The sequence below is a fragment of the Actinoplanes sp. NPDC051494 genome (assembly GCF_044454705.1).
Taxonomy (GTDB): Bacteria; Actinomycetota; Actinomycetes; order Mycobacteriales; family Micromonosporaceae; genus Actinoplanes.
Genome location: NZ_JBITDZ010000007.1, coordinates 304,904 through 325,535, shown reverse-complemented (window position 1 = coordinate 325,535; position 20,632 = coordinate 304,904). Strand labels below are relative to the sequence as shown.

Sequence of the window (20,632 nt, the reverse complement as noted above, 5' to 3'; positions counted from 1 at the left end):
AGGGATCAGTGACCGTTCAGGACAACACCGTCGCCCATGAAGTCGTGCCCGCCCACCGGGGGCCGTTCCGTCCGGGCGACCGCGTGCAGCTCACGGATCCCAAGAACCGCATGCACACCATCGTCCTGGAGCCCGGCAAGGAGTTCCACACCCACCGCGGCGCCCTGGCGCACGACGCGCTGATCGGGCTCCCCGACGGCAGCGTCGTCGTCTCCGCGGGCGGCACCGCCTACCTGGCGCTGCGCCCCCTGCTGTCGGACTACGTGCTGTCGATGCCGCGCGGTGCCCAGGTGATCTACCCGAAGGACGCGGCGCAGATCGTGGCCATGGGTGACATCTTCCCGGGCGCCAAGGTCCTCGAGGCCGGCGCCGGTTCCGGCGCGCTGAGCTGCTCGCTGCTGCGGGCCGTCGGCAGCAGCGGTGAGCTGCACTCGTACGAGCTGCGGGACGACTTCCTGGCGATCGCCCGCAAGAACGTCGAAGCGTTCTTCGGCGGCCCGCACCCGGCCTGGAACCTGCACCAGGGTGACGTCGCGGGCAACACCGAGACCGGCTTCGACCGGATCATCCTCGACATGCTGACCCCCTGGGAGACCCTCGAGATGGTCGAGCGGTCGCTCATCCCGGGTGGCGTGTTCATCGGTTACGTGGCCACCACCCCGCAGCTGTCCGAGCTGGTGGAGGCGCTGCGTGAGCGCGGCGGCTGGACCGAGCCGCGGGCCTGGGAGTCGCTGGTGCGCGACTGGCACGCCGAGGGGCTCGCGGTGCGCCCGGACCACCGGATGGTCGCGCACACCGCGTTCCTGGTGTCGGCCCGCAGGCTCGCCCCCGGCGTGACGGCACCGCCGCGGCGCCGCAAGCCCAGCAAGGGCGCCGAGGCGTACGCGTTGCGCCGCGCGGCCCTGGCTCGGCTGACTGATAGTCCAGGCGTCGGTGGGGACACAGCGGCGCTCGACGCTGCGGCGGCAGCCGAGGTCGCCCCGCCGGAGCCGGCCGTGATCCACGAGACAGTGGTTACCCAGGGCGTGGAGACGGAGACCGATCCCGGCGCGTGACGCCCGGGCCGCCATCCGGTAGTTTCCACGCGGATTTGATCGGGCTTGGGAGGGAACGGGTGGGCGCGATGAGTTCTCCGCCGTTCGGGGGCAGCAACGAGATGCCGGCTGTGTTCCCCGACTGGTCGCCGTACGAGGACCTGGACTCGGCCGCCCGCGCCTACCTGCGGGACCCTGAGGTGGCGCTCGACGCCCTCTTCGGGGTCCTGCGGGGCGCGTCCGTGCTGTGCTTCACGCTGGAACGCTTCGTCAACGAGGTCAACGGCGTCTGGCAGGAGGTCGTCATCTGTGACGGCAGCCGGCTGGTGCTGTGGCACGGCGAGGACGTGGCGCCCGGCGACGGCCCGGTCGGGTCGATGACCTCGTCGTTGCGCGTGGTGCCGCTGTCGACGGTGACCGAGGTGGGCTGCCGCCGGCGGCTCACCCGCACCTCGAGCGGGCAGGCCCGGGTCGACAGCATCGATGTGTACCTGTTGCTGAGTTCCGTCGACGACGCGGTGCCCCCGCCCGGGGTGGCCGAGGAGGAGGGCCGGGCGGCGTTGCGGCACGACGCGCTGCGCTTCGGCAAGACCCTCGACGACGGCGGGCCGGGGCAGATCGCCCGTTTGGAGGAATTTTCCCGGGTTGTCGCATCTTTGGTCGGCCGTCCGACACTGTGACATTTCTTTCGGCCGATTCCTGACCGGGACCGATCAGTCGTCGGCCTCCGGGCCGGCCACTTCCACGTCGTCGGAATGGCGCACGACGTGGATGCAGTCGCCCGGGCACTCCTTGGCCGAGTCGATCACCTCGAGCACCAGGTGCGCCGGGACGCCGGTCCGCACCCCGGGGCTCTGCAGCAGCTCACCGGCGCTGTCCTTGACGTACGCGAGGCCGTCGATGTCGAACTCGAACACCTCCGGTGCGTACTGCACACACAGCCCGTCACCGGTGCACAGGTCCTGGTCGACCCAGACCTCAAGCTCGTCTGTACCGGTCCGTACGGACACGGGCACCTCCCTGATCGCTCCGCCCGACGGTACCCGAACCCCCTGACCACTCGGTGCGCCCACCTGCCCCGATCGATCAAGCTTCAGTGACGAGGGTGTTGCATGGGTCGAAATCCGCCCTTCAGCGGTTAGTGTTGACGTCAGAACGTTCGAGCCCCCGGGGAGGTGGGACGTGGCACGTAGCGACGAGGCGGAAAGCGCCGCACGTTGGGAGAAACAGGCCAACGATCTCTCCAGTCAGGTCGGTTTCCTGCAAGAGGAACTCGCCCTGTTGAAGCGGAAGTTGACCGAGAGCCCCCGACACGTCCGTCAGCTCGAGGAACGGCTCGCGGCAACGCAGGCGCAGCTCTCCCGAGTGACCGAGAACAACGACCGGCTCGTGGCGACCCTCAAGGAAGCCCGCGCTCAGATCGTCACTCTCAAAGAAGAGATTGACCGGCTCGCCCAGCCGCCCAGCGGCTACGGCGTCTTCCTGGCCGCCCACGAGGACGGCACCGTCGATGTCTTCACCGGCGGTCGCAAGCTCCGTGTCGCGATCTCCCCGTCCCTCGAGGCCGAGGAGCTCAAGCGCGGGCAGGAAGTCCTGCTCAACGACGCTCTCAACGTGGTCGACGCGTTCGGCTACGAGCGGGTCGGCGAGGTTGTCCTCCTCAAAGAGGTGCTGGACAACCCCGACGGCGGTCCCGGAGACCGGGCCCTGGTCGTCTCGCACTCCGACGAGGAGCGCATCGTCCACCTCGCCGACAGCCTGATCGTCTCGAAGCTGCGCGCCGGCGACTCGCTCATGATCGAGCCCCGCTCGGCGTACGCCTACGAGCGGATCCCGAAGAGCGAGGTCGAGGAGCTCGTCCTCGAGGAGGTCCCCGACGTCGACTACACCGACATCGGTGGCCTGCACTCGCAGATCGAGCAGATCCGCGACGCGGTCGAGCTGCCGTTCCTGCACGCCGACCTGTTCCGGGAGCACCAGCTGCGCCCGCCGAAGGGCATCCTGCTCTACGGCCCGCCCGGCTGCGGCAAGACCCTGATCGCCAAGGCGGTCGCCAACTCGCTGGCGAAGAAGATCGCCGAGCGCCGCGGCGAGGAGAAGCACACCAGCTACTTCCTCAACATCAAGGGTCCCGAGCTGCTCAACAAGTACGTGGGCGAGACCGAGCGGCACATCCGCCTGGTCTTCCAGCGGGCCCGGGAGAAGGCCGGCGAGGGCACGCCGGTCATCGTGTTCTTCGACGAGATGGACTCCATCTTCCGTACCCGTGGCTCCGGCGTCTCCTCCGATGTCGAGAACACCATCGTCCCGCAGCTGCTCAGCGAGATCGACGGTGTCGAGGGCCTCGAGAACGTCATCGTCATCGGCGCCTCCAACCGGGAAGACATGATCGACCCGGCGATCCTGCGGCCCGGCCGGCTCGACGTGAAGATCAAGATCGAGCGTCCGGACGCCGAGGCGGCCAAGGACATCTTCGCCAAGTACATCCTGTCCGGCCTGCCGCTCAGCTCGGAGGACCTCTCCGAGCACGGCAACGACCGGGACGTCACGGTGGCCGCGATGATCGAGGCCGTCGTCCTGCGGATGTACACGGAGACCGAGGAGAACCGCTTCCTCGAGGTCACCTACGCCAACGGTGACAAGGAGGTCCTGTACTTCAAGGACTTCAACTCCGGCGCGATGATCCAGAACATCGTCGACCGCGGCAAGAAGATGGCGATCAAGGAGTTCCTCACCTCCGGCAAGAAGGGGCTGCGCCTGCAGCACCTGCTCGACAGCTGCGTCGACGAGTTCCGCGAGAACGAGGACCTGCCCAACACCACCAACCCCGACGACTGGGCCCGCATCTCCGGCAAGAAGGGCGAGCGGATCGTCTACATCCGTACGCTCGTCTCCGGTGGCAAGGGCGCCGAGGCCGGCCGCTCCATCGAGACGGCCAGCAACACCGGTCAGTACCTGTAGCAGAACCGCAGAGACGCGGGCGAGGGCTTGTCCCTCGCCCGCGTTTTCTCTACCCAGCGTGTCGCCCCGGGTACAGCCCGGGGCGAGAAGTGCTACGAAAGCGTCTAGGCTCGATACATGGGCAACGGCAGCACAGTGGCGGGCGGAGTGGTCGCATGAGCGTTCGGCGGATTATGGGCACCGAGGTCGAGTACGGGATCAGCGTGCCCGGACAGCCCGGCGCCAACCCGATGGTCACGTCGTCACAGGTCGTCAACGCGTACGGGGCCCGGCCGGAACTCAACAACCGCGGTGGCCGCGCCCGGTGGGACTACGAAGAGGAGTCGCCGCTGCGCGACGCCCGCGGATTCACCTACTCCGGAGCGGCGTACGACCCGGCGGACGCACTCGCCGACGAGGACCTGGGCCTGGCCAACGTCATACTGACCAACGGCGCCCGCCTCTACGTCGACCACGCCCACCCGGAGTACAGCACCCCCGAGTGCACCACCCCGCTGGACATCGTCCGCTGGGACAAGGCCGGCGAACGGGTCATGGCGGAAGCCTCCCGCCGCGCCGCGACCATCCCCGGCACCCACCGGATCCAGCTCTACAAGAACAACACCGACAACAAGGGCGCGTCGTACGGGTCGCACGAGAACTACCTGATGCGCCGGCAGACCCCGTTCGCGGACATCGTCGCGCACCTCACCCCGTTCTTCGTCACCCGGCAGATCTTCTGCGGCGCCGGCCGGGTCGGCATCGGGCAGGACGGCTCCGGGGCCGGTTTCCAGATCTCGTCGCGCGCCGACTTCTTCGAGGTCGAGGTCGGACTCGAGACCACCCTCAAGCGACCGATCATCAACACCCGCGACGAACCGCACTCCGACGCCGACAAGTACCGCCGCCTGCACGTGATCATCGGTGACGCGAACCTCTCCGAGATCTCCACGTACCTCAAGGTCGGCACCACGGCGCTGATCCTCAACATGATCGAGGAGAAGGTCTTCACCGGCGAACTCGGCATCGCCGACCCGGTCTCCGAGCTCAAGGCGGTCAGCCACGACCCGTCCCTCAAGCACCTCATGCGACTGCGCGACGGCCGCCGGCTCACCGCCCTCGATCTGCAGTGGGCCTACTACGAGCGCGCCAAGGCGTTCGTGGAGGAGCGGTACGGCGCCGACGTGGACGACCAGACCGCCGACGTCCTCGCGCGCTGGGAGAGCGTCCTCACCCGGCTCGGCGACGACCCCATGACGTGCTCCGACGAACTCGACTGGGTCGCCAAGCTGCGCCTGCTCGAGGGCTACCGCGACCGGGAGAGCCTCGCCTGGTCCTCACCGAAGCTCGGCCTCGTCGACCTGCAGTACTCCGACGTGCGTCCGGAGAAGGGCCTCTACCACCGCCTGGTGGCCCGTGGCTCGATGAAGACGCTCCTCGACGAGGAGGAGATCCGCCGCGCGATGGTGGAGCCGCCCGAGGACACCCGGGCGTACTTCCGCGGCCAGTGCCTCGCCCGGTACGCGTCCGAAGTGGTCGCCGCCAGCTGGGACTCGGTCATCTTCGACGTCGGCCGGGAGTCCCTCGTCCGGGTCCCGATGATGGAACCCGAGCGGGGCACCAGGAAGCACGTGGGCGCGCTGTTCGACAAGTGCGACACCGCGAAGGACCTGCTCGAGCTGATCACCAGCCGGTGAGGAGCCCTCGCGGCGCCGCGAAGCGAGAAACACGCGGCGCCGCACCGGTTTTCGTCGTATCCGCGAGGTAGGTTTTTCCCAACCCGAAGCGGTTGGGTCTTGAAGGGGGACACCGATGGCAACTCGAGACACCGGCGGCCAGTCGCAGTCCGGCAAGGGCAAGCGCGACGAAGAGATCGAAGACGTCACGACCGAGGCCAACCCCGAGGTCGCCGAGCGCCACGCCGAGATCACCGAGGACGTCGATGACCTCCTCGACGAAATCGACTCGGTTCTCGAAGAGAACGCCGAAGAATTTGTGAGAGGGTATGTGCAAAAAGGCGGCCAGTGAGGCTTATGTCTGATTTGCGAGAGCCGATCGGTAAGCCAGGCCCCCGCGTGCAGGCGTGTGCTTCCTTTCTCTGAATGCCACCGCAATGGACGACGAGCCCGAGGGTTCGGCGTTCAATTGCAAACAGTGCGCCGCCGAACGGTCGACGGTGTCGCGCCGGAAGCGGGGGACCGGGGAGCAGCGGCGCTCGCCGGTGCCCGGCCTGCGTCAGCGCTATGGGATCGGGCAGCGGGACTTTGACGAGATGCTTGCCCGGCAGGGGGGCATGTGTGCTATCTGTGGCGCAGATGATCCCCAACATGTCGATCACGATCATCGCACCGGCTGGGTGCGCGGGATATTGTGCTTCAACTGCAATGGCGGCTTGGGGCGGTTCCGGGACGACCCGGTGTTCCTCGCCGGCGCGATCGCATATCTGAAAGGAACCACGTGGCAGCGGGTTTTGATCCATCCGGGCGTCTTCCAGATGTGTTCACCAACGCGGGGACATCCTCCTTCACGCAGTTCCTGACCCAGGCCGCTCCCGAGCTCCTGCCCGGGCGCCGGCCGCTTCCTCCCGGGCTCTCGGCCGGGGACCTGGCGCCGCACGGCACGACGATCGTGGCCATCGCGACCACCGACGGTGTGGTCATGGCCGGCGACCGGCGGGCCACGATGGGCAACATGATCGCCAGCCGGGACATCGAGAAGGTGCACCCCGCCGACGCGTATTCGCTCATCGGTATCGCCGGCACGGCCGGTATCGGCATCGAGCTGATGCGGCTGTTCCAGGTGGAGCTGGAGCACTACGAGAAGATCGAGGGCGCGATGCTCTCGCTCGACGGCAAGGCGAACCGCCTGGCCGCCATGGTGCGCGGCAACCTGGGCGCGGCCATGCAGGGTCTGGCCGTGGTGCCGCTGTTCGCGGGCTTTGACCTGGCTCCGCTGGACGAGACCAAGGCCGGGCGCATCTTCAGTTTCGATGTCGCGGGCGGGCTCTACGAGGAGACCGGCTACGACGCGATCGGGTCCGGTTCGCTGTTCGCGAAGTCCGCGCTGAAGAAGAAGTACCGCGCGGGGGTCAGTTCCGCCGACGCCGTGCGTCTCGCGGTCGAGGCGCTGTACGACGCCGCGGACGACGACACCGCGACCGGTGGCCCGGACCTCACCCGCAAGATCTACCCGGTGGTGATGACGGCGACGGCCGAGGGTACGCACCGGCTCACCGACGCCGAGGTCACCGCGGTGGCCGAGGCCGTGGTCGCCGGCCGGATGGAGAACCCGGGCGGCTGAGCGCCCCGCATCTGCTCGTCTCCCGATTCCGGTCATCGTAAGGAGTAGCCACCCGTGGCCATGCAGTTCTACGCCTCACCCGAGCAGGTCCAGCGCGACCGTTCGGAGTACGCCCGCAAGGGCATCGCCCGCGGCCGCTCCGCCGTCGTCCTCACGTACGAGGGCGGCATCCTGCTGGTCGCCGAGAACCTCACCACGCTGCGCAAGATCAGCGAGCTGTACGACAGGATCGGGTTCGCCGCCGTCGGCCGGTACAACGAGTTCGAGAGCCTGCGCCGGGCGGGGGTGCGGATGGCCGACCTCAACGGCCTCGCGTACGACCGTCGTGACGTGACCGGCCGTGCTCTCGCCAACGCCTACACCCAGACGCTCGGTGCGATCTTCTCCGAGACCCAGAAGCCGTACGAGGTGGAGATCTGTGTCGCGCAGGTCGGGGCGACCCCGGCCGCCGACGAGCTCTACCGCATCACGTACGACGGCTCGGTGATGGACGAGCCGGGCTTCATGGCCATGGGCGGTTCCGCCGAGGCGATCTCCACGGTGCTCAAGGAGCGCCACGACGTGACCGCGGATCTGGCGACGGCGCTGGCCCTGGCGGTCAAGGGGCTCGGCAGCGTCGGCGGGGAGAACGGTGCGTCCCGTGAGCTGGGTGCGGCCCAGCTCGAGGTGGCGGTCCTGGACCGTCGCCGTCGGGGCCGGACGTTCCGCCGGATCTCCGACGCGGCGCTGGAGTCGCTGCTCAAGGGCGGCAAGGACCAGCCCGAGCCGGAGCGTGGCGACGCGACGGCCCCGGCCCCGGCCGACGACAAGCCGACGGTGTCGGCGGCCTCGGTGGACACCGAGGGCAAGGACAAGGATTCCTGAGGTCCGCGCGATGGGCCCGGTGTGCGAACCGGGCCCACGCACGGCTTCGTATGATGCGCGGATGGTCATCAACGCGGTCCGCCACATCACCGTCGACGCGCACGATCCGGCCGGGCTGGCCCGGTTCTGGGCGGAGGTGACCGGTTACCGGATGGATCCGGAGTTCGACGACGAGGAAGCGCTGCTGTTCGGCCCCGGTGACGGGTCGCCGGGCATCCTGTTCGTGGCGGTGCCCGAGGCGAAGGCCGTCAAGAACCGGGTCCACCTCGACATCGAGCCGCCGGTGGGCACCCGCGACGAGTTCGTGGAGCGGATGCTGGCGCTGGGCGCGACGGTGTTCGAGGACCACCGCCTGCCGGACGGCCGTGGCTGGGTGACGATGCGCGACCCCGAGGGCAACGAGTTCTGCGTCGAGCGCAGCACCTCCGAACGCAACTCCTAGTCGATCACCAGCGGTCGCCACCATTCCTCGTGGTCGCGGTACCACTGGACGGTTTCGGCGAGGCCCTGGGCGAACTCCACCTCCGGGCGGTAACCCAGCTCGCGGCGGATCTTGCCGTCTTCCAGGGCGTACCGCCGGTCGTGGCCCTTGCGGTCCTCGACGGTGACCACGCTCTCCCAGTCGGCGCCGCACGCTCTCAGCAGCAGCCCGGTCAGCCCCTTGTTCGTCAGCGCCTTGTCGCCGCCGATGTGGTAGACCTCGCCCGGCCGGCCGGCGGTGAGCACCAGGGCGGTGGCCCGGCAGTGGTCGCTGACGTGCACCCAGTCGCGGACCTGCTGCCCGTCGCCGTACAGCGGCACCGTGCGGCCGGACAGCAGGTTGGTGACGAAGCGGGGGATGAGCTTCTCCGGATGCTGGTACGGCCCGTAGTTGTTGGCGCAGCGGGTCACCGTCACGGGCAGGCCGTGGGTGCGGTGGTAGGCGAGCGCCAGCAGGTCCGCGCCGGCTTTCGTGGCCGCGTACGGCGAGTTCGGCGCGACCGGGGAGTTCTCCCGCCAGGAACCGGTGGGGATCGAGCCGTAGACCTCGTCGGTGGACACGTGCACGAACCGGGTGATGTCGTGGCGCAGCGCGGCGTCCAGCAGGACCTGGGTGCCCAGCAGGTTGGTGCGGGCGAACTCGTCGCTCGAGGCGATGCTCCGGTCGACGTGTGATTCGGCGGCGAAGTGGACGACGTGGTCGTGCCGCCCCATGATCGCGTTGACCAGGGCGGTGTCGGTGATGTCGCCGGGCACGAAGTCGAGGCGGGGATGCTCGGCCACCGGGCCCAGGTTGGCGAAGTTCCCCGCGTACGTGAGTTTGTCGAGAACCGTGACGTGCACGCCGGAAAGACCCGGCAGCTCGTCCCGTAGCGCCGCCCGCACGAACCAGGAACCGATGAAGCCGGCCCCACCGGTGATCAAAAGATTCATCAAGTCGGCAGTGTATCCGCAGGTCGTGGGCCTGCGCCCGGGCTTGATGACGCTGCGGCGCGGTGAAAGCGCGCGTTGTCACTGCCGTTGGGAAGCTTTCTGGGGCTAGTGTTTCGTCATGGAACGGCGAATTTTCGGCCTAGAAACCGAGTACGGCGTCACGTGCACCTATCGGGGTCAGCGGCGGCTGTCCCCGGACGAGGTGGCCCGCTACCTGTTCCGCCGAGTGGTGTCCTGGGGACGCAGCAGCAACGTCTTCCTCCGTAACGGTGCCCGTCTCTACCTCGATGTCGGCTCCCACCCCGAGTACGCGACCCCTGAGTGCGATTCCGTCACCGATCTCGTCGCCCACGACCGGGCCGGCGAGCGCATCCTCGAAGGCCTCCTCGTCGACGCGGAGAAACGCCTGCACGACGAGGGGATCGCGGGCGAGATCTACCTCTTCAAGAACAACACCGACTCGGCCGGCAACTCGTACGGCTGCCACGAGAACTACCTCGTGTCGCGGCACGGTGAGTTCGGCCGGCTCGCCGACGTCCTGATCCCGTTCCTGGTCACCCGTCAGCTGATCTGCGGTGCCGGCAAGGTGCTGCAGACCCCGCGCGGTGCGGTCTTCTGCCTCAGCCAGCGCGCCGAGCACATCTGGGAGGGCGTCTCCAGCGCCACCACCCGCAGCCGGCCGATCATCAACACCCGTGACGAGCCGCACGCCGACGCCGAGCGCTACCGCCGCCTGCACGTCATCGTGGGCGACTCCAACATGAACGAGGTCACCACGCTGCTCAAGGTCGGCAGTGCCGACCTCGTGCTGCGGATGATCGAGGCCGGCGTCGTCATGCGCGACCTCACCCTGGAGAACCCCATCCGGGCCATCCGCGAGGTCAGTCACGACACCACCGGCCGCCGCAAGATCCGCCTGGCGAACGGCAAAGAGGTCAGCGCACTGGAGATCCAGCAGGAATACCTCGCCAAGGCCACCGAGTTCGTCGAGCGCCGCGGCGGTGACCAGACCGCCAAGCGGGTCGTCGAGCTCTGGGGCCGCGTCCTCAACGCCATCGAGAGCGAGAACCTCGACCCGGTCGCCCGCGAGATCGACTGGGTCTCCAAGCTCAAGCTCATCGAGCGCTACCAGGCCAAGCACGAGATCCCGATGTCCCACCCGAGGATCGCCCAGCTCGACCTCGCGTACCACGACGTGCGCCGCGGCCGGGGCCTGTACGCCCTCATGGAGAAGCGCAAGACGGTCGACCGCATCTCCAACGACCTCGAGATCTTCGAGGCCAAGGAGACCCCGCCGCAGACCACCCGGGCCCGCCTGCGCGGCGAGTTCATCCGGCACGCCCAGGAGAAACGCCGCGACTTCACCGTCGACTGGGTCCACCTCAAGCTCAACGACCAGGCCCAGCGCACGGTGCTGTGCAAGGATCCGTTCCGCGCCTACGACGAACGGGTGGAACGCCTGATCGCCAGCATGTAGGACGGGCCAGCTAGGCTGGTCGGGCCATGACATCACCATCGCACGAGCCCGACCAGCACCAGCCCGGCTATCAGGACGAGCGCACCCAGGACCAGGTCATGTGGGCCCGCGTCGAGCGCCGCCGGGCGCGCATCCGCGGCCAGATCCTCCGCAACCGCCAGGGCGGCCACAAGATCCCCACCTGGCTGCTGGCCACGATCCTGGGCCTGCTGCTGCTCGGCTGGGCCTACCTGATCTTCTTCGACTGACGTTCCGCCCTGAACCCTTCCGGCTGCGTGAGTGGCCTCTTGCTAAGGTCGGCGCATGCCCATCGGCAGCCTCTTTCTCTGAGCAGCACGCGGTACCCCATGGGGCGCAGCGGCATCAGCCGCGCGTCCTGACCGCTGTGCCCTCCGCCAGAGAATCGAGCGTTCGACCATGTCTTTCAACGCCTTTCGTCGTCATGTCGCCGTCCTGCGCACCCTGGATCCGGCCGAGCCCGGGCTGAGCGATCTCGATCTGCTCCGCACCGCTCTCGGTGACGCCCGGGTCATCGGGATCGGTGAGGGCGCCCACTTCGTCCATGAGTTCGCTCTCGCCCGGGCCCGGCTGCTGCGCTTTCTCGTCGAGGAATGCGGCGTCACCGTGCTGGCGTTCGAGCTCGGTGCCGCGGAGGCCGCCGCCATCAACCCATGGCTGGCCGGTGAGATCGACGACATCGTCCTGCCACCGCTGACCGCCGGTCTGTTCGGGCACCTGCTGCGCTGGTTGCGCGCCTACAACCACGGCCGGCCGGAGCCGTTGACGATCATCGGCATCGACCTCCCGAATACGCTCACCCCGCGTGCCGACCTCGATCACCTGGCCGCCCTCCTGGGCGTGGTCGATCCGGAGGCGGCCGCGCTGCTGGATGCTGTCCTGCCCACCGCGTACGAGATCATCGGTGGTTCCGCAGCCGTGTCGGCGCCGCGCTGGGGTGCCCTGGGACAGGCCCGGCAGGACGCTCTCACCGCAACTCTCGCCCGGTTGTCGTTCCGGCTCACGACCATGGAGCCGCTGTACGCCGAACGCAGCAGCCCTGAGCTCTGCGCCGCCGCCGGCCGTCACCTCGAGGCGGCCCGGCACACCGATTACCAGCTGCGAGCCATGAACGACCTGTTCGACGGCGGCGGCCTGTCCGGCGATCCGTCACTGCGTGAGCACTACATGGCAGCCACGGTGCGCCGGCATCTGGCCGCGATCGACCCGGAGGCGCGCATGGTGGTCGTCGCCCACAACAACCACCTCCAGAAGACGCCGGTCATGGTCGACGGTGAGCTCATCGCCTTCCCGATGGGCTACTACCTCGCTCGCGACCTCGGCCCGGGTTATCGGGCGGTGGCGTTGACCCACACCGGGGGCAGTGTCCCGGAGATGGCTTTTCCCGCCGGGGATTCACCGGTGGGCTTCACTGTCGCCGAGGTCGGGCTCCCGGCGCCGCGCGCCGGCACCGTCGAGCGGGCCCTGGTGGACGCCGGTTTCGGCGCCTCGATCACCGTGACCGATCTTCAGGCGCCGGGCCCGGCGCTGACCGGCATCCGATCGCAGAGCGCCGAGATGGAGACCGATCCGCGGGCGGCGTTCGACATGGTCGTGACAGCTCCCGCGGCGACGCTGTCCGGGCCTGACCGGTCCTTCCGCGCCTGACGGGGCTCAGCCCTCCGGCGGCAGCACGGGGATGTCCGCGCGGTAGACGCTGAGCAGCACCCCGTGGCGAACTGTTCGAGCTGGGCCACCAGGTGGGCGACCTGCTCCGGGCCGTGGCGGACGTGGCGGACGTGGCGCAGCAGGGTGCTGCCGGTCCGGTCCTCCGCGGCGATCTCCGACAGGGGCGGCGCGGAGCAGGAACTCGCCGTCCACCGGTGCCTCCCGGGCGATCCTCAGCCGGGGGCCTCGTGGCCTGACTTCGCGTTCGTGGACGCCGACCAGACCGGTTACCCCGGCTACTACGCCGAACTGGTCCCGCGGCTGCGGCCCGGCGGTCTGCTGGTGCTCGACAACGTCCTGCAGGGCGGCGAGATCGTCGACCCCGCCGCGGAGCATCCCTCGGTGCTCGCGATGCGGGTGGTCAACGACCTGGTGGTCGCCGACGGCCGGGTCGAGTCGGTGATGCTGCCCGTCCGCGACGGTGTCACGCTGGTCCGCAAGAGGTAGCGGACAGTAGTGCGGCCGCATGGCGACCCGCCACGGCCGCGGCGATGAAATAGGCGTGGTCCTCGGTCAGGCCCCGGCCCATCGTCGACAACCGCACCGGGCTCGCGTGCAGCGCCGCGTCCAGGCCATCGGTCGGCACCTCCACCACCCGGTGCAGGGTGGTGAGGGGCGCGAGGGCGTCGGTGACCTCCTTGGCGAGCCCGGCCGCCAGATCCGCCGGCACGGGCAGGTCGGCCGCGACCAGGGCAACCCGGCCGTACGCGGTGAGGCTGTGGTGCGACACGCCGCGGTGGCGGGGGCGGGCATCGCCGTCGGAGATGCGCAGCGAGCCGATCGGGCGCCCGCCCAGGGCCACCGTCGCGTTGACGGCCTCGCCGAGGGCCACGCCGGAGAAGCCCCACGGGGTGCCGGTACCCAGGTTGCCCGGGCCCTGGGCGACGATCGTCACGTCCGCCCGCAGCACGTGCCGCGCGGCCAGCAGGCCGGTGTGCACGGTGCTGGCCTCCAGGTCGCCGCCGAACGCCTGGCCGGTGGTGACCGTGCCGGCCAGGTGGCCGGTGAGACCGTCCAGGGTGCGGGAGAACCAGGCCGGGAGCGCGCCGCCGTCGGTCATCACGTATGCGACCCGGGCGTCGGGGCGGTCCGCGTGCACACCGGCGAGGATCGCGGGCAGCGCCGAGTGCAGGTCGGCGAGCACCACCGGCATGCCGTCGAGGCTGTCCGCCCCGGCCATCGCCTCGCGGTGCGGGGAGGCCTCCTCGTCCACGCCCAGCAGGATCGCCTGCAGCGGCGTGTACCGGGCCTTGACCAGGTGGCCGGCGTCGCGGGTGGTGCCGTCCGCCGGCGGGTCCGGGGGCAGCCGGTCGGGGAGCGCCACGACCAGGGCGTAGCCGCCGGTGCCCAGGCCCATCACCTGGGCGCCGACGTTGAGCAGGACGCGGTCGCCGGGCTCGGGGGTGCCGGTCAGCGACGGGTACGCGAGGGCTCTGAGGGGCCCGTCGTCCGTGTGGACCTCCAGCTCGACGGCACCACGCCACTCACGCCGTACCGATGAAATCGTCCCTGACCGCCAGCGCACCATGGCGGCGACCTTATATGTCCAGGCCGCCGTCGCGGTGATTGCGTCCGGCGGAGCCGCGCGTCGGGTCGAGGAAGACGTAGCGGATCCCGGGATAGCGGGCCCGCAGGCGGCGTTCGGCCTCGTCGGAGGCCTCCTCGATCTGGGCGCCGGTGACCGTGTCGTCGAAGTCCACCTTGGCCGCGACCAGGATGTCGCCGGGGCCGAGCTGCATGGTCAGCAGCGTGGGGACCGCGACCACGACCGGGATGGCGGCCAGGTCGTCGGCGATCCGGTTGTGCATCCGGCGCGGCACCGCGCGGCCGACCAGCAGCGATACGTTGCTGCGGGCCAGGATGGTCGCCACCACGAGCAGGAGCAGGCCGATCGCGATCGAGGCGATGCCGTCCCAGAGCTCGTCGCCGGTCAGCTGCACGCCGAGGATGCCCAGCGCCGCGATGACCAGGCCGGCCAGCGCCGCCGAGTCCTCCAGGTAGACCGCCTTGACCGTGGTGTCCGGGGTGAGCCGCAGGAAGCGGAACGGGGTGATGCCCCAGCGCCTCGACTCACCGGCGACCTGACGCTTGGCCCGCAGGAAGGACGTGCCCTCGGCGACGAACGACACCGCCAGCACGATGTACGACAGCAGGTAGTCGCCGCTGTGCTGACCGGCCATGATCGTGGTCACGCCGTGGTAGATAGAGAAGCCCGCACCGCCGACGAACGTGAACAGGGCGGCGATGAAAGCCCACACGAAGCTTTCCTTGCCGTACCCGAACGGGTGTTCTTCGTCGGCTTCCTTGCTTCCCCGGCGCAGCGCCACATAGAGGAACACCTCGGTGACGGTGTCGGCGAGTGAGTGTGCCGCCTCGGAGAGCATCGCCGCCGAGCCGGACAGCATGCCCGCGACGAGCTTGGCCACCGCGATGACGAGGTTGGCCAGGCCTGCGACGATGACCGTGCCCACGCTCTCGTTGCCCTCCTCCGGCGCGGACTCCGCGGGGGTGGCGAGCGGCTGAGCGGCGGCGAGTCCGACTGGGGGGAGTTCGTCCTGGTTCTGAGTTTCCTGCACGGCAGCATCCTTCCCCCTGGTAGGTACAGCTAACCGCGTGGCGCCTGCGCGTAGCGCCACATCCGGGCTGGGCTGCTAGCGTTTCGGTCGTGTCGCGGACCCGTACCGAGCGCCTGGTGAATCTGGTCATCTGTCTGCTCTCCACCCGGCGGTTCCTGACCGCCGCCCAGATCGCCGCGACCGTGCCCGGGTACGAGCATGACCCGGAGGACCCGCGCGACCACGACGCGTTCCAGCGCAAGTTCGAGCGCGACAAGGCCGAGCTGCGTGAGCTGGGCGTGCCGCTGGAGACCGGACTGGCCAGCGCGTTCGACACCGAGCACGGCTACCGCATCGCCCACCGCGAGTACGCGCTGCCCGACATCCCGCTCGAACCGGACGAGGCCGCCGCCGTGGGGATCGCCGCGCGGCTGTGGCAGCACGCCGGTCTCGCCGCCGCCGCCTCCTCCGGGCTGGCGAAGCTGCGGGCCGCCGGGATCGAGGTCGACCCGCAGGCCACGCTCGGTGTCGAGCCGGTGGTCACGGTCGACCCCGCGTTCGGGCCGCTCACCTCGGCCGCCCGCGCGCGCCGGGCGGTGACGTTCTCGTACCGCGTACCCGAGGTCGACGACGCCTCCACCCGCCGCCTGCAACCGTGGGGCGTGGTCTGCTGGCAGGGCCGGTGGTACGTGGTCGGGCACGACCGCGACCGCGACGCCACCCGCTGTTTCCGGCTGTCGCGCATCGTCGGCGGCGTCCGCGCCGTCGGACCGTCGCAGGCGTTCACCCCGCCGGCCGACGTCGACCTGATCAGCCACGTCGCCACGTTCTCCGGGCCGCTGGTCAAGGACCGCCGGGCCAGCGTGTTCGTGCGCCCCGGCCGGGCCGCCGGGCTGCGCCGCTGGGCCGTCGAGACGCTGCCCGGCCCGGACGGCGACCGCCTGACGATCCCGTACTCCGACGTCGAGTGGCTGGCCTCCCGGCTGGTCGGGTACGGCGCCGACGTGCGCGCCGACTCGCCCCCCGAACTGCGCGAGGCGGTCATCCAGCAGCTCAAGGAAGTCGTCACCCGGTACGAGCCGGCCGGGGCGGGGGTGCGGGCATGACGCCGCAGCAACGTGCGCGTCCCGCCGGGGCCCCGGGCGACCGTCTCGGGCGGCTGCTCAACCTCGTGCCGTACCTGCTCGCCCGGCCCGGTATCGAGGTCGCCGAGGCCGCCGCCGACTTCCACATCAGCGAGAAGCAGCTGCGCGAGGACCTCGAACTGCTGTGGGTCTGCGGGCTGCCCGGGTACGGCCCCGGCGACCTGATCGACATGGCGCTCGACGGGGATCGGGTCACCATCACGTACGACGCGGGCATCGACCGGCCGCTGCGGCTCAACCCGGACGAGGCGCTGGCCCTGGTCGTGGCGCTGCGGATGCTGGCCGAGACGCCCGGCATCGGTTCCCGGGACGCGATCGAGCGGGCCCTGGCCAAGATCGAGAACGCCACCGGGGACGTGGGCGACGCCCCGGTCGCGGTGCGGCTGCCGGCCGGCACCGAGCGCCTCGACATGATCCGCGGCATCGTCGAGCGCCGGCACGCCATGCGGATCACGTATTACACGGCGGCCCGCGACGAGACGACCGAACGCGTCGTCGACCCGATGCGGGTGCTGATGGTCGGCAACCGCGGCTACCTGGAGGCGTGGTGCCGGCGGGCCGAGGCGACCCGGCTGTTCCGGGTCGACCGCATCGACGCGTACACCGAGCTCGACGAGCCGGCCGCACCGCCGGCCCGGGCCGTCCCGCACGACCTCAGCGACGGGATCTTCCAGCCGTCGCAGGACCTGCCGCTGGTCACCGTCCGGCTCGGCCGGGGCAGCCGCTGGATCACCGAGTACTACCCCTGCGAAGAGGTCCGGCGCGACGGCAACGAATGGCTGGTCACGATGCGGGTCACCGACCTGGGCTGGGCGCAGCGGCTGCTGCTGGGCCTGGGCTCGGACGTGACGGTGCTCGCCCCGGCCGCGCTGGTCGACCAGATCCGCGACCAGGCCGTCGCCGCCCTCGATCAGTACTCCACCCCGTAGGGCCGCCCCGGGCGGGGCCGGGGGCCGGGGCCTAAGCTCTGGGGCATGGTTCTGTGGATCGTGATCGGCGTGGTGGTCCTCGCCTTGATCATCTTGGTCGTGTCCGTCCTGTCCGTGCTGGGCCGCCTCTCCGGGCTCGACCGGGCGATGCGCCGGCTGCTGCAGCGGCAGGAGCAGGCGACCCGCCTGCAGGCCGACGCGGAGGCCCTGCAGGAGACCATTCTCGGGCTGCAGAAGCGGGCCGAGGTGGCGCAGGAGCAGATCGCGGTCATCAAGGCCGGCCGCGGCGACAGCAATGGAAAGCACTCCTTACAGAAGGTCACGACCGCGTGGTAGCGTGCGCGTCCCGGTCCGTTGTCCGAAAATTCCTCGGCCCGGCCCCGAATCAAACAGGTCCGGCACGGGTGGCTCCCAGAAACCACACGTACGATGGACCCCGCACGAACCGTCCTGAGCGCTGTGAACCGATCGACTGGAGTCACCCATGAACGGCCTTCGACCATGGCACATCGCCGTCATCGTTGTCGTCCTCGTGCTGCTCTTCGGCGCGAAGCGCCTGCCGGACGCGGCCCGGTCGCTCGGCCGGTCGCTGCGGATCATCAAGGCCGAGACCAAGGGCCTGGTCAACGACGACGACAACGTGGCGGAGAAGGCGGAGCCGCAGTACGGCCGCCAGCCGCTGCAGGGTGAGATCCCCAACCCGGGACAGCCCGGCTACCAGCAGCCGGTGTATCAGCAGCCCGGCCAGCCCCAGCCCAACGGGTACGCCCAGCCCGGGTACGCCCAGCCCGGTCACGCCCAGCCCGGTTACCAGCCGCAGCCCGGCTACCCGCAGGGTCAGCCCGTGCAGCAGCAGCCGCCGGCCGCGCCGTACGTCGACCCGGTGCAGCGCACCAACGACCGCTGACCGACCGTGGCGATCTCCCTGCGCCGCAAAGAGGGGCCGAGCAAGTTCGAGCAGGCCTCCGACGGCTCGATGACATTGATCGAGCACGTCAGGGAGTTGCGTAACCGGCTCTTCTGGGCGGCCATCGGCATCGTTGTCGGCCTCATCGTCGGCTTCATCGTCTCGAAGCAGGCGTTCCACCTGCTCTCCGGGCCGTATTGCGACCTGCCCAGCTCGTGGACCCGGAACGCGACCACCAACGAGCTCCAGTGCACGTTCCTGACCCTGGGCGCCACCGACCAGCTGGTCCTGCGCCTGAAGATCGCGCTCTGGATCGGCCTGATCCTCGGTGCGCCGGTCTGGCTGTACCAGCTATGGGCGTTCATCGCGCCGGGCCTGCACCGGCACGAACGCCGCTGGGCGTACGTCTTCGTCGCGATCGCGGCACCGCTGTTCGCCGGCGGCGCCGTCCTGGCGTATTTCGTGGTGGGCCACAGCCTGGCCTTCATCATGGAGGCGGGCGTCATCGGCAGCCCGACGCAGCTCGAGGTGACGAGCTACATCGGCTTCATCACCAGCATGATCCTGATCTTCGGGGTGGCGTTCGAGTTCCCGCTGGTCCTGCTCATGCTCAACTTCACCGGCGTGGTGTCGGCCCGGCGGCTGCTGAGCTGGTGGCGGGTCATGGTGTTCCTGTCGTTCGCGTTCGCGGCGCTGGCCACCCCCGACCCGGGACCGTTCGGCATGACGCTGCTCGCCGCCTGCATGTCGCTGCTCTACTTCATCGCGGTCGGCGTGGCGTTCCTCTACGACAAGCGCAAGGGCCGCGGCAAGGAGATCTACGCCGACCTCGACGACGACGAGGTGTCGCCGCTCGAGGAGGAACGCGTCCCGGTCGGCGTCTCGGACCGCGTCGACGGGCCCACCCCGGTCGAGGCACCGGAACCGGTCACCAGGCCGCTGCCGCTGGAAACCCGCTACGACGACATGACCTGATCGGCGACACCCCGATCGTGGGCGACCCGAGCGTGGACGACATCGCGGTGCTGGCCAACCCCCGAGCGGGGCGCGGCCGGCACCGCGGTCTGCTTCCGGCCGTCCTCGACGCCCTCGCCACGAGCGGCCGCCCGGTGCGGCTGCTGACCGCGTCCACCGGCGCCGAGGCCGAACAGGCCTGCCACCGTGCGGTAGCCGAGGGTGTGAGCGCCCTGATCACCATCGGCGGCGACGGCACCGTCCACCGGGCGCTCCAGGCCGTAGCCGGCACCGGCGTCCCCCTCGGCGTGATCCCCGCCGGCACCGGAAACGACTTCGCCGCCGCCGCGAACCTCCCGCCCCCACCACCCTCCCGGCCTCGCGGCGCCGACGGCACAGAGCCCGTCGCAGAGCCCGTCGCAGAGCCCGGCGCTGGGGACCCGCTGAGGCCGCGCGGGGTCGGTGGTGCGGGGGAGAGCGGGGACTTCCTGCCTTCGTCCGGGGCCGGCGGCGCGGAAGTCGGTGCTCGGGGCTTTCCGGGGCCGCGCTGGGTCGGCGGCGCGGAGGCTCAGGGGCTCCCGGGGCCGGGCTGGGCGGAGGGCTTCTTCCGGGGCGGGCGAGGGGCGGTGGGCGCCGGCCGCGCCCGGGGGCCTGCGGATGGGCCGGGGTCCGGCGGCGGGCGGCATGCTGGGGGCCGGAGGGGTTCGGGCGGGGCTCGTGGGGCCGGCGGGGCTGCTCCGGGCGTACCGGAAACCGCCCTGAGGGCTGCGGAGGCGATCGCCGGAGCGTTGCGGTCCGGGCGGGACCACCCGGTGGATCTTGCCCGGGTGACGGGCGCTGAGGGGGGCGTGCGGTGGTTCGGGACGGTGCTGGCCGCCGGGTTCGACGCGGTGGTCAACGAGCGGGCGAACCGGATGCGGTGGCCGCGGGGGCCGCGGCGCTACGACCTGGCGATCGTCCTGGAGCTGGCCCGGCTGCGGTCGCGGCACTACCGGCTCGTGCTCGACGGGGTCGACCACCGTTTCGACGGGGTGCTGGTGGCGGTCGGGAACGGGCCCAGCTACGGCGGTGGGATGCGGATCTGCCCGGATGCCGACCTCTGTGACGGGATGCTCGACGTGGTGACCGGCGGGCCGATGGGGCGGGGTGCGCTGGCGCGGCTCAAGCCACGGTTGCGCCAGGGGACGCATGTGCGTGATCCCCGGGTCGGTGTGCACCGGGCGCGGGAAGTGGTGATCGAGGCCGACGGGATCGCCGGGTACGCGGACGGGGAGCGGATCGGGCCGTTGCCGCTGCGGATCGGATGCGAACCGGGAGCCGTACGGTTGCTGCGCTGACCTGGGGGTCAGCGCGGGGCAGAGTGGGGCGAACAAGAACGGTGAAGCCGTC

23 protein-coding genes are annotated in these 20,632 nt (G+C 70.2%); 19 read left to right on the top strand and 4 right to left on the bottom strand.

The features are described 5' to 3' along the window. Window positions 1–8: 8 nt before the first annotated feature. Together ACIA6A_RS24990 and ACIA6A_RS24985 are read left to right on the top strand one after the other, a co-directional pair. Window positions 9–1,055 carry a tRNA (adenine-N1)-methyltransferase gene (locus ACIA6A_RS24990; protein ID WP_396100260.1) on the top strand — a complete coding sequence of 349 codons (1,047 nt, stop codon included), beginning with the start codon at window positions 9–11 and terminating at the stop codon, window positions 1,053–1,055. A gap of 68 nt (window positions 1,056–1,123) precedes the next feature. Further along, a complete protein-coding gene (locus tag ACIA6A_RS24985) occupies window positions 1,124–1,714 on the top strand; it encodes a hypothetical protein (RefSeq protein WP_396100259.1) in 591 nt (196 codons plus the stop codon). Window positions 1,715–1,747: 33 nt separating this feature from the next. Here ACIA6A_RS24985 and ACIA6A_RS24980 read toward each other — a convergent pair whose 3' ends face one another. Continuing rightward, a complete protein-coding gene (locus ACIA6A_RS24980; RefSeq protein ID WP_396100258.1) occupies window positions 1,748–2,044 on the bottom strand; it encodes a ferredoxin in 297 nt (98 codons plus the stop codon). A gap of 172 nt (window positions 2,045–2,216) precedes the next feature. Between ACIA6A_RS24980 and arc the strand changes: the two genes are divergently transcribed. The 7 genes from arc to ACIA6A_RS24945 all read left to right on the top strand — a co-directional run bounded on the left by arc (window position 2,217) and on the right by ACIA6A_RS24945 (window position 8,580). Continuing rightward, window positions 2,217–3,995: a proteasome ATPase gene (arc, locus tag ACIA6A_RS24975; protein WP_396100257.1), complete on the top strand. Its 1,779-nt coding sequence runs from the start codon at window positions 2,217–2,219 to the stop codon at window positions 3,993–3,995. Window positions 3,996–4,150: 155 nt separating this feature from the next. Further along, window positions 4,151–5,671, top strand: coding sequence for a depupylase/deamidase Dop (gene dop / locus ACIA6A_RS24970; RefSeq protein WP_396100256.1), 1,521 nt, complete (start codon window positions 4,151–4,153; stop codon window positions 5,669–5,671). A gap of 115 nt (window positions 5,672–5,786) precedes the next feature. Further along, complete coding sequence (locus ACIA6A_RS24965) at window positions 5,787–6,002, top strand: ubiquitin-like protein Pup (RefSeq protein ID WP_106124861.1); 216 nt, start codon at window positions 5,787–5,789, stop codon at window positions 6,000–6,002. 85 nt (window positions 6,003–6,087) lie between these two features. Then, window positions 6,088–6,513 (top strand): endonuclease VII domain-containing protein, encoded by a 426-nt coding sequence (locus ACIA6A_RS24960; RefSeq protein ID WP_396100255.1) that lies wholly within the window; start codon window positions 6,088–6,090, stop codon window positions 6,511–6,513. Beyond that, entirely contained in the window at window positions 6,432–7,274 is an 843-nt protein-coding gene (prcB, locus tag ACIA6A_RS24955) for a proteasome subunit beta (protein WP_396100254.1), read from the top strand. Before ACIA6A_RS24960 ends, prcB begins: the two co-directional genes overlap by 82 nt. 54 nt (window positions 7,275–7,328) lie before the next feature. Further along, entirely contained in the window at window positions 7,329–8,138 is an 810-nt protein-coding gene (prcA, locus tag ACIA6A_RS24950) for a proteasome subunit alpha (RefSeq protein WP_396100253.1), read from the top strand. Window positions 8,139–8,199: 61 nt separating this feature from the next. Continuing rightward, window positions 8,200–8,580, top strand: coding sequence for a VOC family protein (locus ACIA6A_RS24945; RefSeq protein WP_396100252.1), 381 nt, complete (start codon window positions 8,200–8,202; stop codon window positions 8,578–8,580). Here the strand turns inward: ACIA6A_RS24945 and rfbB are convergent. Further along, a complete protein-coding gene (gene rfbB, locus ACIA6A_RS24940) occupies window positions 8,577–9,551 on the bottom strand; it encodes a dTDP-glucose 4,6-dehydratase (RefSeq protein WP_396100251.1) in 975 nt (324 codons plus the stop codon). The two genes, ACIA6A_RS24945 and rfbB, sit on opposite strands and share 4 nt — an antisense overlap. 118 nt (window positions 9,552–9,669) lie before the next feature. Here rfbB and pafA point away from each other — a divergent pair, with 118 nt between their 5' ends. The 4 genes from pafA (at window position 9,670) to ACIA6A_RS24920 (ending at window position 13,200) form a co-directional block, all read left to right on the top strand. After that, complete coding sequence (gene pafA, locus ACIA6A_RS24935) at window positions 9,670–11,028, top strand: Pup--protein ligase (RefSeq protein ID WP_396100250.1); 1,359 nt, start codon at window positions 9,670–9,672, stop codon at window positions 11,026–11,028. A gap of 26 nt (window positions 11,029–11,054) precedes the next feature. Then, window positions 11,055–11,276 (top strand): hypothetical protein, encoded by a 222-nt coding sequence (locus ACIA6A_RS24930; protein ID WP_396100249.1) that lies wholly within the window; start codon window positions 11,055–11,057, stop codon window positions 11,274–11,276. Window positions 11,277–11,445: 169 nt separating this feature from the next. Next, a complete protein-coding gene (locus ACIA6A_RS24925) occupies window positions 11,446–12,693 on the top strand; it encodes an erythromycin esterase family protein (protein ID WP_396100248.1) in 1,248 nt (415 codons plus the stop codon). Between the two features lie 63 nt (window positions 12,694–12,756). Beyond that, window positions 12,757–13,200: an O-methyltransferase gene (locus ACIA6A_RS24920; protein WP_396100247.1), complete on the top strand. Its 444-nt coding sequence runs from the start codon at window positions 12,757–12,759 to the stop codon at window positions 13,198–13,200. On the opposite strand, the gene ACIA6A_RS24915 is transcribed toward ACIA6A_RS24920, so the two are convergent. Continuing rightward, entirely contained in the window at window positions 13,178–14,281 is a 1,104-nt protein-coding gene (locus tag ACIA6A_RS24915; protein WP_396100246.1) for a DUF3866 family protein, read from the bottom strand. The two genes, ACIA6A_RS24920 and ACIA6A_RS24915, sit on opposite strands and share 23 nt — an antisense overlap. Before the next feature lie 10 nt (window positions 14,282–14,291). Then, window positions 14,292–15,329, bottom strand: a complete 1,038-nt coding sequence (locus ACIA6A_RS24910; RefSeq protein ID WP_396100245.1) for a cation diffusion facilitator family transporter — start codon at window positions 15,327–15,329, stop codon at window positions 14,292–14,294. Between the two features lie 89 nt (window positions 15,330–15,418). Here ACIA6A_RS24910 and ACIA6A_RS24905 point away from each other — a divergent pair, with 89 nt between their 5' ends. The 6 genes from ACIA6A_RS24905 (at window position 15,419) to ACIA6A_RS24880 (ending at window position 20,580) form a co-directional block, all read left to right on the top strand. After that, window positions 15,419–16,414 carry a helix-turn-helix transcriptional regulator gene (locus ACIA6A_RS24905; protein WP_396100244.1) on the top strand — a complete coding sequence of 332 codons (996 nt, stop codon included), beginning with the start codon at window positions 15,419–15,421 and terminating at the stop codon, window positions 16,412–16,414. Further along, window positions 16,411–17,382 carry a helix-turn-helix transcriptional regulator gene (locus ACIA6A_RS24900; protein ID WP_396100243.1) on the top strand — a complete coding sequence of 324 codons (972 nt, stop codon included), beginning with the start codon at window positions 16,411–16,413 and terminating at the stop codon, window positions 17,380–17,382. The genes ACIA6A_RS24905 and ACIA6A_RS24900 overlap by 4 nt, the downstream gene beginning before the upstream one ends. A 45-nt stretch (window positions 17,383–17,427) precedes the next feature. Next, window positions 17,428–17,718 carry a hypothetical protein gene (locus tag ACIA6A_RS24895; protein WP_396100242.1) on the top strand — a complete coding sequence of 97 codons (291 nt, stop codon included), beginning with the start codon at window positions 17,428–17,430 and terminating at the stop codon, window positions 17,716–17,718. Window positions 17,719–17,866: 148 nt separating this feature from the next. Then, entirely contained in the window at window positions 17,867–18,289 is a 423-nt protein-coding gene (tatA, locus tag ACIA6A_RS24890; RefSeq protein WP_396100241.1) for a Sec-independent protein translocase subunit TatA, read from the top strand. Window positions 18,290–18,295: 6 nt separating this feature from the next. After that, on the top strand, window positions 18,296–19,264 hold the full coding sequence (gene tatC / locus ACIA6A_RS24885) for a twin-arginine translocase subunit TatC (protein ID WP_396100240.1): 969 nt from the start codon (window positions 18,296–18,298) through the stop codon (window positions 19,262–19,264). A gap of 17 nt (window positions 19,265–19,281) precedes the next feature. Further along, window positions 19,282–20,580: a diacylglycerol/lipid kinase family protein gene (locus tag ACIA6A_RS24880; RefSeq protein ID WP_396100239.1), complete on the top strand. Its 1,299-nt coding sequence runs from the start codon at window positions 19,282–19,284 to the stop codon at window positions 20,578–20,580. Window positions 20,581–20,632: the final 52 nt, after the last annotated feature.